This window comes from Streptomyces sp. NPDC101118 (assembly GCF_044759445.1).
Taxonomy (GTDB): Bacteria; Actinomycetota; Actinomycetes; order Streptomycetales; family Streptomycetaceae; genus Streptomyces.
The window spans coordinates 19,890-35,083 of record NZ_JBIVZG010000005.1; the positions used below are offsets into that span (position 1 = coordinate 19,890).

The window sequence follows — 15,194 nt, forward strand, 5'->3', positions numbered from 1 at the left end:
GGTATACCGCGACTGACCGAGTTGTGTGCAGCGCACATCGAGCGCAAACGGACGGAATTCCACGCGTGACGGAGTACCCCACCTCTCACGAGGGCCCGCAGCCGGGTGCCGGGGCAGCGGCGAGCGCGGCGGCGAACCACGCCCCGGGCGGTCTCGGCGTGCCCGCGCAGCCGGGCGGCCGGCCCGCCGCCGGCACCTCCGGTACGAGCACGGGCACCGGTCCCGGCCCGCGCACCTCCGCCACCGCGTCGGCCGACCCCGAGGGCCACGACAAGGCGCCGGCCCCCTCCCGCCAGGCCACCCGCAGCGCGGCACCCGGCGCGGAGGGCATCCCAGGAGCCCGTCGTGCCCCGGCCGCCGGCACCGCGTCCGGCACCACCGACCCCGGCACCCCGGCGGCCCCCGCCGCCCCGGCCGCCGTGCCCGGCACGGCGGACGCCGCCGGCGGCTCCGGCACGGGCACGCCGGCCGCGGGCATCGACCCCACCTCCGTGGCCCGGCGCGAGGGCGACCGGCTGCGCTTCGTCGGCGCGGCGACCCGCCGCATCGCGCGCGGCATCGACCTGGACGAGATCGTCCTGGGCCTGTGCCGGGCCACGGTCCCGACGTTCTCGGACGCGATCCTGGTCTACCTGCGCGATCCGCTCCCGGTCGGCGACGAGCGCCCGGTCGGCCCCGTCGTCTTAAGGCTGCGCCGGACCGACCGCCTGCGGCCCATCGAGGACCTCACCGAGACGGCCGCCCAGGACGGCACCTCGCCCGAGCTGGACTTCAGCCAGCTGCCGCTGCTCGGCCCCCAGGGGGACCTGCCGGCGGCCGAGCTGTGCGAGATCCGGCCCGGCGGCGCGCTGGCCGAGGTGCTGCGCGGCGTCCGCCCGGTGTTCGGTTCCACGCCGGCGGCGCGCGCCGCGCTGCCGGAGCTGCTGGGCGCCGAGCACCCCGTACCGCGCGGGCAGCGGGCCATCCTGGCGCCGCTGCGCGGGCGGCGCCGGGTGATCGGGGCCGCTGTGTTCCTGCGCCGGCCGGACCGGCCCGCCTTCGAGCACAACGACCTGCTGGTCGCGGCCCAGCTGGCCACGCACACCGCACTCGGCATCGACAAGGCCGTGCTGTACGGCCGCGAGGCGTACATCGCGGACGAGCTCCAGCGCACCATGCTGCCGGACAGCCTGCCGCAGCCCACGGGCGTGCGGCTGGCCTCCCGCTACCTCCCCGCGGCCGAGACGGCCCGGGTCGGCGGCGACTGGTACGACGCCATACCGCTGCCCGGCAGCCGGGTCGCGCTGGTCGTGGGCGACGTCATGGGCCACTCCATGACGTCCGCGGCGATCATGGGACAGCTGCGCACCACCGCGCAGACCCTGGCCCAGCTCGACCTGCCCCCGGCCGAGGTGCTGCACCACCTGGACGAGCAGGCGCAGCGGCTCGGCTCGGACCGCATGGCGACCTGCCTGTACGCGGTGTACGACCCGGTCTCGCACCGGATCACCATCGCCAACGCCGGCCACCCGCCGCCGGTGCTGCTCCACCTCGGCGGCCGCGCCGAGGTGCTCCGCGTACCCCCGGGCGCCCCCATCGGCGTCGGCGGGGTCGACTTCGAGGCCGTGGAGCTGGACGCGCCCGCCGGGGCCACCCTGCTGCTGTACACCGACGGTCTGGTCGAGTCCCGGCTGCGGGACGTGTGGACGGGCATCGAGCAGCTGCGCGAGCGGCTGGCCACCACCGCCCAGCTGACCGGCCTGGACCACCCGCCGCCGCTGGAGGCGCTCTGCGACGACGTGCTCGACATGCTCGGGCCCGGCGACCGGGACGACGACATCGCGCTGCTGGCGGCCCGGTTCGACGGGATCGCGCCCAGCGACGTGGCGTACTGGTTCCTCGACCCGGAGGAGACCGCCCCCGGGCGGGCCCGCCGGCTGGCCCGCCGTGCGCTGTCGCGGTGGGGTCTTGAGGAGCTGTCGGACTCGTTGGAGCTGCTGGTCAGCGAGGTGGTCACGAACGCCGTGCGGTACGCCGAGCGGCCGGTGACGCTGCGTCTGCTGCGTACGGACGTGCTGCGGTGCGAGGTCGGCGACGACTCGCCGCAGCTGCCGCGCCAGCGCCGGGCGCGGGACACCGACGAGGGAGGCCGGGGCCTGTTCCTGGTCAACCGGATGGCCCGCAGGTGGGGTGCGACCCGGCTGAGCAGCGGCAAGGTCGTGTGGTTCGAACTGCCGCTGCCGGGCGGGCGCGGCCGGTCCTGAGCCGGGCCGGTCCCGTCACCGCCCGGCAGTACGCCGAAGGGCGGCGCCCCGAGGGGAGCCGCCCTTCGGCGTACTGCTGCGCGGTCAGCCGCTGAGCCGCGCGCCGCCGTCTTCCTCCGGCTTGTCGCCGTCGTCGTCCGAGGCGCTCGGGGACGGGTCGGGCTTGGGCTTGCTCGTCCGCGTCTTGGAGGGCGTCGGCTCCGGGTCCTTGTCCGACTTGCTCGGCTTGGGCGAGGGGTCGTCGTCGTGCTTCCTGGAGCGGCTCGGCGACGGGCTCGGGTCGTCGTCCTTCTTGGAGCGGCTGGCGCTCGGCGTCGGTTCCGGGTCCTCGACGCGGCCCATCTCGGCGTCCTCCAGGTCGAAGGTGTCCGTGCTGACGCCCTGCAGGGCGGCGAGCGTGTACGCCTTCCAGATGTCGGCCGGGAAGCTGGAGCCGCCCGCGCGGCCGCCGCCGGCGGTGCCGGTCAGCGTGACCTGGGTGCCGGTGCCGGGCTCCTCGCCGAACATCGCGACGACGGTGACCAGCTCCGGGGTGTACGCGGTGAACCAGGCGGCCTTGTTGGACTCGGTGGTACCGGTCTTGCCCGCGGCCTCGTAGGCGCTGGAGGACACCGCGTTGGCGGAGCCGTTGCGCACCACGCCGGTGAGGACCTTCGTGACGGTGTCGGCGGTGGCGCGGGACAGCACCTGGCCGCCGATGGGCTCCAGCTCCTCGTAGGTGCGCTCGCTGTGCTTGGCGGCCTTGACGATCGACGGCGTGACCTTCTTGCCGTGGTTGTCGAAGGTGGCGTACACGCCCGCCATGTCGACGGTCGTGGACTGCATGGAGCCGAGGGCCATGGCCGGCCGCTCGACGAAGGCGCCGCGGTCCTTCATGCCGAGGGACAGGGCGGTCTTCTTCACCGTCTTGGGGCCGACGTCCACGATCATCTGCGCGTAGACGGAGTTGACCGAGGAGTTGGTCGCCTTCTGGACGGTGATCCGCTTGCCGTAGTCCTCGTCGTCCTGGTTCTGCGGGGCGAAGGGGGTGTCGCTGCCGACGACCGGGCGGCGGCTGGTGCCGTCGTAGATGGTGTTCGGTGCGATCGGGCGGCCGTCCTGGGTGCTGGCGCCGTTCTCGATGGCGGAGGCGAGCACGATCGGCTTGAACGTCGAGCCCGGCTGGTAGTCCTGCCGGGTCGCGTTGTTGATCCAGTGCTCCTGCTGGCCCCGGCCGCCGTACATCGCGACGATCCGGCCGGTCTTCGGGTCCACGGAGGTGGCACCGGCCTGGACGGCGGCGTCGACCTTGCGGTCCTTGCGGTCGAGCTTGGACTCCAGCTCCTCCTGGACCGCGTTCTCCAGGGCGGCCTGCTTCTTCTTCTCGATGCTGAGGGTGATGTCCCAGCCGCCGGCCTTGATCTGGTCGTCGGTGATGCCCTGGCGGTTCAGCTCCGCCTCGGCGGCCTGGATCAGGTAGCCCTTCTGGCCGTCCATGCCGGAGGCGGGCTTGGGCTTGATCGGGACCGGGAACTGCATGCCGGCGCGCTTGCCGGCGTCCAGCTCGCCCATCTTGACCATGTTGTCGAGGACGTAGTTCCAGCGCTCCTTGGCGAAGGCCTTGCCGCGCTCGGTGGCGATGGCCCAGTCGTAGCCGTTGGGCGACTGGAGGAGCGCGGCGAGGTAGGCGCCCTGCTCCAGGGTGAGCTTGTCGGTGTTGACGCCGTAGTACGCCTGGGCCGCGGCCTGGATGCCGTACGCGCCCCGCCCGTAGTAGCTCGTGTTCATGTAGCCGGCGAGGATCTCCGGCTTCTTCATGCTGCGGTCGACCTTGAGGGCGATGACCAGTTCCTTGAGCTTCCGGGTGACCGTCTGCTCCTGGTTCAGGTAGTAGTTCTTGACGTACTGCTGGGTGATGGTCGAACCACCCTGCTTGCCCTTGCCGGTGACGGTGTTGAGGAGGCCGCGGCCGAGGCCCTTCACGTCCACGCCGTTGTCCTTCTCGAAGGACATGTTCTCCGCGGCGATGAACTCGTTCTGGATCGGCCGGGGGATCTGGTCGATGGAGAGGATGACGCGGTTGACCTCGCCGGTGCGCGCCATCACGGAGCCGTCGGACCACCGGTAGATGTTGCTCTGGAGGGTCGCCTGGTCGTTGGGCTGCGGCACGGGCAGGTAGAAGTAGAAGCCGATCAGCAGGCCCATGCCGAGGAGGAGGGCCCCGAGGAGGGTGCCGAGCACCTTCTTCAACGTGAAGAACCGGCGTATGCCGGTCTTCTGGCCCCGGGTACGCGGCGCCCGTCGCGCCCCGCGCTGCTTCTGAGCGCGTCGCGCTTCTGCTCGGCCCATCGCTCCTGCTCCGCTCGTGTACCCCCGATGTCAGCTCACGAAGCTAACACCGACGGAATGGACAAAGGTCGGCCAATCCGGTCTTTTCCGGACGTGAGAATGAGCACCCACCCCGATGGAACCGACGCATGGAGTGTGCGGGGGGTTGCTGTGAGCTGAAAAAGTGATATCACTTTGCTAAGCAGAGCGACTGATTGAAACGGGGCGGACCATGACGAACACCAACGAACCGACCGACAGCACGGTGGACCCGGTCCTGCCCGACCCGGAGGTGCGCGAGTTCCCCGCGCACAGCGTCGGCGGCGGCACCGCGCTGCTGTGCGGCCTGCTCGGGCTCACGGCCGGCGTCCTGCTGGTGGTGTTCGGCGCCACCGCGCTGACCGGCGGCGGCAAGGCGGCCGTGATCGTCGCGGGCGTCCTGCTGGCGCTCACGGCCTTCGTGATGATGTGCGGCCTCAACTCCGTGGCCCCCGGCGAAGCCCGGGTGGTCCAGCTCTTCGGCCGCTACCGCGGGACGATCCGCACCGACGGCCTGCGCTGGGTGAACCCGCTGACCTCGCGGGAGAAGATCTCCACGCGGGTGCGCAACCACGAGACGGCCGTGCTGAAGGTCAACGACGCGTACGGCAACCCGATCGAGCTGGCGGCCGTCGTGGTCTGGAAGGTCGAGGACACCGCTCAGGCCACCTTCGAGGTCGACGACTTCGAGGAGTTCGTCTCGGTCCAGGCCGAGTCCGCGGTCCGGCACATCGCCATCGAGTACCCGTACGACGCCCACGAGGACGACGGCCTCTCCCTGCGCGAGAACGCCGAGGAGATCACCGAGAAGCTGGCCGTCGAGCTGTCGGCGCGGGTCACGGCGGCGGGCGTGCGGATCATCGAGTCCCGCTTCACCCACCTCGCGTACGCCCCGGAGATCGCCTCCGCGATGCTCCAGCGGCAGCAGGCCGGCGCGGTGGTCGCGGCCCGGCGCCAGATCGTCGAGGGCGCGGTCGGCATGGTCGAGCTCGCCCTGACCCGGCTGGCGGAGGAGGACATCGTGGACCTGGACCCGGAGCGCAAGGCCGCGATGGTGTCGAACCTGATGGTGGTGCTCTGCGGTGACCGCGCCGCGCAGCCGGTCGTGAACACGGGCACCCTGTACCAGTGACCCCTCCAGGGAAGGACCCCGCCGCCCCGACTCCGCCGGATCCCGGCGGGAGCGGCCGGCCCGCGCGCGCCGCGGACCGGCCCGCCAGGGCGGCGCGGGCGGAGCGCAAGCAGGTGCTGCTGCGGCTGGACCCGCAGGTGTACGACGCGCTGGCGCGCTGGGCGGGCGACGAGCTCCGCTCGGCCAATGCCCAGATCGAGTTCCTGCTGCGGCGGGCGCTGGCGGAGTCGGGGCGACTGCCCGGCGACGCGGCTCCCATCGCCCCCAGAGGCCGCCCCCGCAAGTCCCCCGATCCCTGACCCGAAGCCCTCTCGGCACTGCCGCGGGGGCTTCGCCCATGCCGTGCGCGGCCGGGACCAAAGTCCCGTTCCGAACCGTGACACAACCCTCTGACCTGCACGGACAGCTCATCCGCCCCACTCTATGCACCGGGTGTATACATCGGGGGTATACACCGCGTGTACAGTCGTCGGCATGTCCATCGGCCACACCCTGCTCGGCCTGCTAGAGGCCGGCCCACGTCACGGTTACGACCTCAAGCGCGCCTTCGACGAGAAGTTCGGGCACGACCGCCCGCTGCACTACGGGCAGGTCTACTCGACCATGTCCCGGCTGCTGAAGAACGGCCTCGTCGAGGTCGAAGGCATAGAGGCCGGCGGCGGCCCCGACCGCAAGCGCTACGCCATCACCGACGCCGGCATCACCGACGTCGAGGAATGGCTCGCCCAGCCGGAGAAGCCCGAGCCGTACCTCCAGTCGACCCTCTACACCAAGGTCGTCCTCGCGCTCCTCACCGGACGCAGCGCCGCCGACCTCCTCGACACGCAGCGGGCGGAGCACCTCCGCCTGATGCGCATCCTCACCACCCGCAAGCGCAAGGGCGACCTCGCCGACCAGCTCGTCTGCGACCACGCCCTGTTCCACCTCGAAGCGGACCTGCGCTGGCTCGAACTCACCGCCGCCCGGCTCGACCAGCTCGCCCAGGAGGTACGCCGATGAACCCCGCAGGCTCCCTGCTCACCGCCACCGACCTGCGCAAGGCGTACGGGCCCACCAACGCCCTCGACGGCGCCGCCTTCTCCATCCACCCCGGCGAGGTCGTCGCCGTCATGGGCCCCTCGGGCTCCGGCAAGTCGACCCTGCTGCACTGCCTGGCCGGCATCGTCACGCCCGACTCCGGCTCCATCACCTATGCCGGCCGCGAGCTCACCGCCATGAGCGACCGCGAGCGGTCCGCCCTGCGCCGCAGCGAGTTCGGCTTCGTCTTCCAGTTCGGCCAGCTCGTCCCCGAGCTGACCTGCGTCGAGAACGTGGCCCTCCCCCTCCGCCTCAACGGCGCCAAGCGCCGGGAGGCCGAGCGCACCGCCCTGGAGTGGATGGCCCGCCTGGAGGTGGACGGCCTCAAGGACAAGCGCCCCGGCGAGGTCTCCGGCGGCCAGGGCCAGCGCGTCGCCGTGGCCCGCTCCCTCGTCACCGGACCCCGCGTGCTCTTCGCCGACGAGCCCACCGGCGCCCTCGACTCCCTCAACGGCGAGCGCGTGATGCAGCTGCTCACCGAGGCCGCCCGGTCCACCAACGCGGCCGTGGTCCTGGTCACGCACGAGACCCGGGTCGCCGCCTACTCCGACCGCGAGATCGTCGTACGGGACGGCCGCTCCCGCGACATGGAGCGCGTGATATGAGCCTCCGCACCTGGTCCCAGGACCTCCGGATGGGCGCCAGGTTCGCCCTCGGCGGCGGCCGCGAGGGCTGGACCCGCACCCTCCTCACCGCCGTCGGCGTCGGCCTGGGCGTGGCCCTGCTGCTGGTCACCACCGCTCTCCCCAGCGCCCTCCAGGCCCGGGACGTGCGCTCCGACGCACGCAGCACGTTCACCGCTCCGACGGCGGAGGCACCCGGCCCCGGCACCCTGCTGGTCGCCGAGGCGGACTCGACGTTCCGCGAGTACGACGTCTACGGCCGCCAGCTCCAGCCCGAGGGCCCGGACGCCCCCCTGCCGCCCGGCCTGAAGAGCTTCCCCGGCACCGGCGAGCTCGCCGTCTCCCCCGCCCTCGCCGAGCTGCTGAAGTCCTCCGAGGGCAAGCTGCTGCGGGAGCGCCTCAACGGAAAGATCGTCTCCGTCATCGGCGACGAGGGCCTGATCGGCCCCAACGAACTCGCCTTCTACCAGGGCCAGGACCGGCTCCAGCCGGACGGCACCCACATCAAGCGGGTCACCGGCTTCAAGAACGACGCCGTGCCCGAGCCGCTCGACCCCATCCTCACCCTCCTGCTGACCATGGTCTTCGTGGCCCTGCTGATGCCGGTGGCCGTGTTCATCGCCGCGGCCGTCCGCTTCGGCGGCGACCGCCGCGACCGCCGTCTGGCAGCCCTGCGGCTGGTCGGCGCCGACGGCCGGATGACCCGCCGCATCGCCGCGGGTGAGGCGGCCACGGGCTCCGTGCTCGGGCTCGGCCTGGGCGCCGTCTTCTTCCTGCTCGTACGGCACTTCGCCGGCGAGGTCACGCTCATGCAGCGCAGCGTCTTCCCCGCCGACCTCAACCCGACCCTGTGGCTCGCGGCCCTGGTCGCCGTCGCGGTACCGGCCGCGGCCGTCGCCGTCACGCTGCTCGCCCTGCGGGGCGTGGTGATCGAGCCGCTCGGGGTGGTCCGTACCGCCAAGCCGGCCAGGCGCCGCATCTGGTGGCGCCTGCTGATGCCCCTGGGCGGGCTCGCCCTGCTCGTCCCGCTGATGGGACGGGGCAACGAGGAGGGCCAGTTCAACCAGTGGCAGGTCATCGGCGGTGTCGTCCTGCTGCTGGTCGGCATCACGGCGCTGCTGCCCTGGCTGGTCGAGAAGACCGTCGCCCGCCTCGGTGGCGGCGGGGTCTCCTGGCAGCTGGCCGTACGCCGCCTCCAGCTCGGCAGCAGCACCGCCGCCCGTCTGGTCAACGGCATCGCCGTGGCCGTGGCCGGTGCCATCGCGCTCCAGATGCTGTTCGCCGGCGTCGAGGGCGAGTACACCAGGGACACCGGTCAGGACACGCGGCGGGCGGCCATCTCCGTGCACATCCCGTCCGGCAGCGAGTCGGCCCGCCGGACCGACGCCTTCGCCCGGGAACTGGGCGCGATCGAGGGCGTCACCAGGTCGACGCCGCTGAGCACCTCCGACCTCGCCCTCAAGGCCAAGGACCCGGAGCAGAGCGCGTCCCTGACCGTCGGCACGTGCGCGGCCCTGAGCGAACTCGCGACGCTGCCCTCCTGCAAGGACGGCGACACCTTCGTGCTCCAGGGCGGGGACACGTACGGCACCGACATCTCCGCGCTCACCGTGCCGGGCACCCGTCTGTTCGCCGGGCCCGTCTACGGCGACGACCCCACCGCGCACAAGGCGGTGCGGTGGACCCTGCCGAAGGACGCCCGCCCCGCGCCCTCGCGCAAGGACCCCACGGGCGTCATGCGCTCCGGCGTGCTGGCCACCCCCAAGGCCGCGCCCAGGAACCTGGGCGACCGTCTGTACACGATCATCTACGTCCAGGTCCCGCCCGGGAACCGGGACGCAATGGAGCGGGTCCGCACCAAGGTCTTCCTGACGGACCCGATGATGACCGCCTTCACGGCCGTCTCCACCCAGCAGTCCAACCGCTTCGCCACCATTCGCACCGGCCTCTTCATCGGCGCCACGGGCGTGCTGGTGCTGATCGGCGCGAGCATGCTGGTCTCGCAGCTGGAGCAGTTGCGCGAGCGCAAGAAGCTGCTGTCGGCCCTGGTGGCCTTCGGCACCCGCCGCTCCACGCTCAGCCTGTCGGTCCTCTGGCAGACGGCGGTGCCGATCGGCCTGGGCCTGCTGCTGGCCACCGCGACCGGACTCGCGCTGGGCGCCGTACTGATGCGGATGACGAACGTCGCCGTGTCGGTCGACTGGGCCTCGGTGGCCGCGATGACGGGCATCGGCGCCGGCGTGGTGCTGCTGGTGACCGCGCTCAGCCTGCCGCCGCTGCTGCGGCTGATGCGGCCGGACGGCCTCCGTACCGAGTAGCGGCCGGGTACGGCTAGTCCGTGAGCCAGACCGGCAGGGGGCGGACCGCCTCCCGCAGGGCCGCCGCCAGTTCGGTGAACTCCCCCTGCCGCGCCGTCCCGGTGCGCATCGCGAAGGCGATCCGCCGGGACGGCGCCGGTTCGGCGAAGTACCCCGTGGACAGGTACTCGTTGCGGGTGGTCTCCAGCCGCAGGGCGGTGCGCGGCAGCAGCGTCACCCCGAGCCCGCCGGCCACCAGCTGGACCAGCGTGGAGAGCCCGGCGGCCGTGGTGGTGACCGCGGCGCCCTCCTCCCGGCCCGCCTCGCGGCAGATGTCGAGGGCCTGGTCGCGCAGGCAGTGGCCCTCGTCGAGCAGCAGCAGGTTCAGCCCGCGCAGCTCCTCGCGGGGGATGTCGCGGCGGCCGGCCAGCTCGTGGTCGCGCGGCGCGACGAGCACGAAGTCCTCGTCGAACAGCGGGATCTCGGTGACCCCGGGCACGCCGAGGGGCACCGCGAGCAGCAGCAGGTCGAGCCGGCCCCCGGCCAGCCCGTCCAGCAGCGAGGCGGTCTGCTCCTCGTGGACCTGGAGGTCGAGGCGCGGGTAGCGCCGGTGGATCAGGGACAGGACGGTGGGCAGCAGGTACGGCGCCACCGTCGGGATCACCCCGAGGCGCAGTACGCCGGTGAAGGGCGCGCGGACCGCCTCGGCCTCCTCCATCAGCCCGCCGACCGCGTCGAGCACGGTCCGGGCCCGGGCGGCGATGCGTTCCCCGGCGGGAGACAGCAGCACCTTGCGGGTGGTCCGCTCCAGCAGCTGGACGCCGAGGGACTCCTCCAGCGTGGAGACGGCGCCGGAGAGCGCCGGCTGGCTCATTCCGATCGCCGCGGCGGCGTCGCGGAAGTGCAGGTGCTCGGCCACGGCCGCGAAGGCGCGCAGCTGCGCGAGCGTGGGAGCTTTGGGTCCTCTATTACCGACAGCCACTGATAGGTACCTCCGATCACCATCGTAGAGCTTGGCTATTTCTGCAATCAATGCAGCTGTGCCAGCATGTGAGATCCGTCCAACCCTCACGGAAGGTCCCATTCCGCCCCACAAGGGCCGGGGCCCTCCCTCCCGCAAGGAGTGCATGTGCTCACCGTCGGTGACAAGTTCCCCACGTACGATCTGACCGCCTGTGTCTCGCTGGAGGCCGGCCAGGAGTTCGCGCAGATCGACCACAAGACCTACGAGGGCAAGTGGCGCGTGGTGTTCTTCTGGCCGAAGGACTTCACCTTCGTCTGCCCGACCGAGATCGCCGCGTTCGGCAAGCTGAACGACGAGTTCCTCGACCGCGACGCGCAGATCCTGGGCGTCTCCGGCGACTCCGAGTTCGTGCACCACGCCTGGCGCAAGGACCACGCCGACCTGCGTGACCTGCCCTTCCCGATGCTCGCCGACTCCAAGCACGAGCTCATGCAGGCCTGTGGCGTGCAGGGCGAGGACGGCTTCGCGCAGCGCGCCGTCTTCATCGTCGACCAGAACAACGAGATCCAGTTCTCGATGGTGACCGCCGGTTCCGTGGGCCGTAACCCCAAGGAGGTCCTGCGGGTCCTCGACGCCCTGCAGACCGACGAGCTGTGCCCCTGCAACTGGACCAAGGGCGAGGACACCCTCGACGCCGGCAAGCTCCTGGCCGGTGAGTGAGCATGGCCCTCGATGAGCTGAAGGCCGCCGTACCGGACTTCGCCAAGGACCTGAAGCTGAACCTCGGTTCGGTCATCGGCAACCAGGACGCCCTCACCGAGCAGCAGCTCTGGGGCACCGTCCTGGCCTGCGCGATCGCCTCGCGCTCGCCGAAGGTGCTGCGCGAGCTGGAGCCGGAGGCCAAGGCCAGGCTCAAGTCCGAGGCGTACACGGCCGCCAAGTCGGCCGCCGCCATCATGGCGATGAACAACGTCTTCTACCGCACCCGCCACCTGCTCTCCGACCCGGAGTACGGCACGATGCGGGCCGGTCTGCGGATGAACGTCATCGGCAACCCGGGCGTGGACAAGGTCGACTTCGAGCTGTGGTCCCTCGCCGTCTCCGCGATCAACGGCTGCGGCCAGTGCCTCGACTCCCACGAGCAGGTGCTGCGCAAGGCGGGCGTGGACCGCGAGACGATCCAGGAGGCCGTCAAGATCGCCGCGGTGATCCAGGCCGTGGGCGCCACCCTCGACGCCGAGGCCGTGCTCGCCGAGTAGCGGACCCCTCGACGCACCGGACCCCCGGTGCCGCCTCCGGGCGGCGCCGGGGGTCCCGCGCGTCTCAGTCCTTCTTCTCCTTCTGCCGCAGCACGTCCAGCAGCGCCCGGGCGTCCTCGATCATCGCCGCCTTGACCGAGGTGTCGTCGAGGGGGTCCTTGGGCTGCTCCCCCGAGGGCTCCTCGGAGGACCAGTTCCAGTTGGTGGCGGTCTCCACGACCAGGACGGCACCCCCGTCCACCACCCGCAGCTGCGGCCCGCGGTAGTCGCCGCCGCTCATCATGACCGCGTTCTCCCCCAGCCCCGGCACCTGCTCGGGCGTGGCCGGCTCCAGGCCGCCCCACCGCATGTCCTCGGAGTCCGCGTCGAACTCCGGCTCCGGGTCGGTCTTCTTGTGCAGCGTGAGGGTGAAGTAGGCCTCGTAGGAGCGCGACCAGCCCTTCTTCGGGGCCGACTCCTGCCCCATCAGCGTGCACGTGAACCGGTCGACCGCCGGGTGCTCGTTCTCCCGCCGGATGGTCCGCTCCGTCAGGTTGCCCATCAGCCCGCTCAGGGCCTTGGCCTTCACCTCGTCACACAGGTTCAGCGGCGCCCGGTACGCGATGACCGGTGTCTCGGGCTCCCCCGAGCCGTAGACGTACAGGCCGCCCGCCCACACCGCGGACGCCGCCGCGGCACCGCCCAGCGCCCACAGCCACCGGGCCGCCGGGCGCCGCTCGCGCGCCGGCGGCGGCTCGGGCTCCGCCGTGCCGGACCCGCCGCGCGGGTCCTCGTATCCCCCGTCGAGCTCAGGCTCGGATATCACCGTTCGTTTCCCCCTGGTCGGACGGAGCCGCGGCGATCGCCGTCGCCCCGTGGGGGCCCGGACCGATCCGCAGCTCTTGTTCCCGGGAGAACGCCCGCAGGTAGACGACCACCGTGTTCGTGACCGCGACCAGCGGGACCGCGACCACCGCGCCCCCGATTCCGGCGATCATCCCACCCGCAGCGACCGACAGCACCACCGCCAGCGGGTGCACGCGCACCGCCCGGCCGAGGATGAACGGCTGGAGGACGTGGCCCTCGATCTGCTGCACGGCGAGGACGACGAGCAGCACCATCAGGGCGGTGAACACGCCCTGCGTCACCAGGGCCACGACCACCGCGAGGGCACCCGAGATCACCGCGCCGACGAGCGGGATGAAGGCGAAGAGGAAGATGAACACGGCCAGCGGCACGGCCATCGGCACGTCGAGGAAGTAGAGGCCGAGGCCGATGAAGATGGCGTCGATCAGTGCCACGATCACGGTGCCGCGCACGTACGCCGTGAGGGTGCGCCACGCGCGCGGGCCGGCGCCCGCGACGCCCGGCCGGGCGATGGCCGGCACCAGGCCGAGGGTCCACTGCCAGATGCGGCGGCCGTCGTAGAGCAGGAAGAGCGTGGAGAACATCGCGAGCAGGATGCCGGTGAGCGCCTCGACCACCACCGTCACGCCCTGGAGACCGGCCGAGGTGATCTCGTCGGTGTTGGTGGTGATGGTCTCCTGGAGGTTCTTCGCGATGTCGTTGATCTGCTTCTCGGTGACGTGGAACGGGCTGTCCAGCGCCCAGCGCTTGAGCTCGTCGATGCCGTCCCTGACCCGGTCGCCGAGGTCGTCGAGGTTCTCCATGACCTGCCAGACGACGAACCAGCCGACCAGCCCGATCACGACGAAGCCGAGCACCGCGGTCACCGCGGTGGCCAGGCCCCGGGGCAGCCCGGCCCGGCGCAGCCGTACGACGAAGGGCTGGAGCAGCGCGGTGACGAGGAGGGCGGCGGCGAAGGCCAGGACCACGAGGCGGACCTCGGCGATCACCCGCATCAGCACCCAGAGCATCGCGGCGACCAGCAGCAGCCGCCAGCTGGCCTCGGCGGCCACCCTCATGCCCCACGGGACCACGCTGGCCGGCTCCGGGCGGACCTGGCCGGACGCGTGGGCGGCGGCCCCGGGCGGCGGCACGGGTCCGGAACTCACCGGGCCGTCCCCCTCCGTCTCCGCCGCGACCTCCGCACGGCGCTCGTCGAGTGCCGCTTCCACCCGGTCCAGCCCCTTGCCCAGCCTGCTGAGCCAGCCTGGCTTCTTCGACATCTCGGTCCCTTCCCCCCGCCCGTGAGCACAATCCCGGTCGACCGTACACGCGCACAGCCCCCCACCGAAGAACGGTGAGGGGCTGCGACGGATCCCTGGGCGGGCGGCCTAGTACCAGCCGTTGGCCTGCCAGAAGCTCCACGCTCCGCACGGGCTGCCGTAGCGGACGTTCATGTAGTTGAGGCCCCACTCGATCTGCGTGGCGGGGTTGGTGCGCCAGTCCGCACCGGCCGAGGACATCTTCGAGCCGGGCAGCGCCTGCACGAGACCGTAGGCACCGGAGGACGGGTTCTGCGCCCGGTAGTTCCACGTCGACTCGTGGTTGACGATGTTGCTGAAGCACTGGAACTGGCCGGCGCCCACGATCTGACGGGCCATCGCCTTGACCTGCGAGACCGTGTAGGAGCTCTGCGGGGCGAACGAGTCGGCGTCACGCGTGGCGGAACGGCTGGCCGCTTCCTTGGCCTCGCGCTCCTCCTTCGCCTTCTCCTCCGCGGCTTCCTTCTTCGCCTTGGCGTCCTTGGCTGCCTGGATGCGTGCGGCTTCCTCGAGGGACTTCTTCGCGTCCGCGTCGGCCGCGCTGGCGAGGGCGTCGGCCTGCTGCGTCAGGGACGCAGTCTGGACCTGGGCCTGGTCGCCGACCGGGATGTCAGTGAGGAGAGTCGTGCCGGCAGCGGTCGTCTCGAGGTCGCTCGAGGGCTGGGTGTCGCCCGCGGCGACTCCCACGACTGCACCGACGGTGGTGACCGCGGTGGCAGATGCCACTGCGAATCCCCGGACCGAGATCCGGCTCACACGGTTTCCTTCCAGCAGCGTCGCGGCGTGACCTCGCGATGCAAGAGCGCCCCTGGCGCTGGCCTCCGCTAGCAATGGTCACTGGAGGCGCGGGCCCGTGGGCAACTCCCCTGAGAGGAGTGCCGCATGGTGCTTCCGGGCGGCATACGGCGTCGTCTGTTGAGTTGTTGCCGTGCTGTGCAACTCCGAGGAGGTACACGGGTGCCGTATGCGGGGCCTGACGGAAGCAAGACTCTGCCGGAGGTGGACGGCGCAAGGCAATTCCCCGTTACGTGTGAAAGCTCACACCAGGCATGACGCAGAAGGTTCTTGGAAACCCCTGTGCGACACGGCGCCGCCCGGCTAGGCTC

13 protein-coding genes are annotated in these 15,194 nt (G+C 71.8%); 8 read left to right on the forward strand and 5 right to left on the reverse strand.

Annotated elements, in window-relative coordinates:
• Window positions 1–65 precede the first annotated feature (65 nt).
• Window positions 66–2,243 carry a SpoIIE family protein phosphatase gene (locus ACIQUQ_RS11165; RefSeq protein ID WP_403973908.1) on the forward strand — a complete coding sequence of 726 codons (2,178 nt, stop codon included), beginning with the start codon at window positions 66–68 and terminating at the stop codon, window positions 2,241–2,243.
• A gap of 84 nt (window positions 2,244–2,327) precedes the next feature.
• On the opposite strand, the gene ACIQUQ_RS11170 is transcribed toward ACIQUQ_RS11165, so the two are convergent.
• Complete coding sequence (locus ACIQUQ_RS11170; protein WP_403973911.1) at window positions 2,328–4,571, reverse strand: transglycosylase domain-containing protein; 2,244 nt, start codon at window positions 4,569–4,571, stop codon at window positions 2,328–2,330.
• 211 nt (window positions 4,572–4,782) lie between these two features.
• On the opposite strand from ACIQUQ_RS11170, the gene ACIQUQ_RS11175 reads away from it, so the two are divergent.
• The 5 genes from ACIQUQ_RS11175 (at window position 4,783) to ACIQUQ_RS11195 (ending at window position 9,739) form a co-directional block, all read left to right on the forward strand.
• Window positions 4,783–5,721 carry an SPFH domain-containing protein gene (locus tag ACIQUQ_RS11175; protein ID WP_403973914.1) on the forward strand — a complete coding sequence of 313 codons (939 nt, stop codon included), beginning with the start codon at window positions 4,783–4,785 and terminating at the stop codon, window positions 5,719–5,721.
• Complete coding sequence (locus ACIQUQ_RS11180; protein ID WP_403973916.1) at window positions 5,718–6,020, forward strand: hypothetical protein; 303 nt, start codon at window positions 5,718–5,720, stop codon at window positions 6,018–6,020. Before ACIQUQ_RS11175 ends, ACIQUQ_RS11180 begins: the two co-directional genes overlap by 4 nt.
• Before the next feature lie 175 nt (window positions 6,021–6,195).
• Window positions 6,196–6,720, forward strand: coding sequence for a PadR family transcriptional regulator (locus ACIQUQ_RS11185; protein WP_399954529.1), 525 nt, complete (start codon window positions 6,196–6,198; stop codon window positions 6,718–6,720).
• Window positions 6,717–7,403 (forward strand): ABC transporter ATP-binding protein, encoded by a 687-nt coding sequence (locus ACIQUQ_RS11190; protein ID WP_403973919.1) that lies wholly within the window; start codon window positions 6,717–6,719, stop codon window positions 7,401–7,403. Before ACIQUQ_RS11185 ends, ACIQUQ_RS11190 begins: the two co-directional genes overlap by 4 nt.
• Window positions 7,400–9,739: an ABC transporter permease gene (locus ACIQUQ_RS11195; protein WP_403973921.1), complete on the forward strand. Its 2,340-nt coding sequence runs from the start codon at window positions 7,400–7,402 to the stop codon at window positions 9,737–9,739. Before ACIQUQ_RS11190 ends, ACIQUQ_RS11195 begins: the two co-directional genes overlap by 4 nt.
• A gap of 13 nt (window positions 9,740–9,752) precedes the next feature.
• Here the strand turns inward: ACIQUQ_RS11195 and ACIQUQ_RS11200 are convergent, their stop codons facing one another.
• Window positions 9,753–10,700 carry a LysR substrate-binding domain-containing protein gene (locus tag ACIQUQ_RS11200; protein WP_403973924.1) on the reverse strand — a complete coding sequence of 316 codons (948 nt, stop codon included), beginning with the start codon at window positions 10,698–10,700 and terminating at the stop codon, window positions 9,753–9,755.
• A gap of 147 nt (window positions 10,701–10,847) precedes the next feature.
• On the opposite strand from ACIQUQ_RS11200, the gene ACIQUQ_RS11205 reads away from it, so the two are divergent.
• On the forward strand, window positions 10,848–11,402 hold the full coding sequence (locus tag ACIQUQ_RS11205) for a peroxiredoxin (protein ID WP_399954516.1): 555 nt from the start codon (window positions 10,848–10,850) through the stop codon (window positions 11,400–11,402).
• Between the two features lie 2 nt (window positions 11,403–11,404).
• Window positions 11,405–11,941, forward strand: coding sequence for an alkyl hydroperoxide reductase (locus ACIQUQ_RS11210; RefSeq protein ID WP_403973927.1), 537 nt, complete (start codon window positions 11,405–11,407; stop codon window positions 11,939–11,941).
• Between the two features lie 64 nt (window positions 11,942–12,005).
• Here the strand turns inward: ACIQUQ_RS11210 and ACIQUQ_RS11215 are convergent, their stop codons facing one another.
• The 3 genes from ACIQUQ_RS11215 to ACIQUQ_RS11225 form a co-directional block, all read right to left on the reverse strand.
• Complete coding sequence (locus ACIQUQ_RS11215) at window positions 12,006–12,746, reverse strand: hypothetical protein (RefSeq protein WP_403973929.1); 741 nt, start codon at window positions 12,744–12,746, stop codon at window positions 12,006–12,008.
• Window positions 12,730–14,049 carry an AI-2E family transporter gene (locus tag ACIQUQ_RS11220; RefSeq protein WP_403973931.1) on the reverse strand — a complete coding sequence of 440 codons (1,320 nt, stop codon included), beginning with the start codon at window positions 14,047–14,049 and terminating at the stop codon, window positions 12,730–12,732. Before ACIQUQ_RS11220 ends, ACIQUQ_RS11215 begins: the two co-directional genes overlap by 17 nt.
• Before the next feature lie 108 nt (window positions 14,050–14,157).
• Complete coding sequence (locus ACIQUQ_RS11225; RefSeq protein ID WP_403973933.1) at window positions 14,158–14,844, reverse strand: transglycosylase SLT domain-containing protein; 687 nt, start codon at window positions 14,842–14,844, stop codon at window positions 14,158–14,160.
• Window positions 14,845–15,194 lie beyond the last annotated feature (350 nt).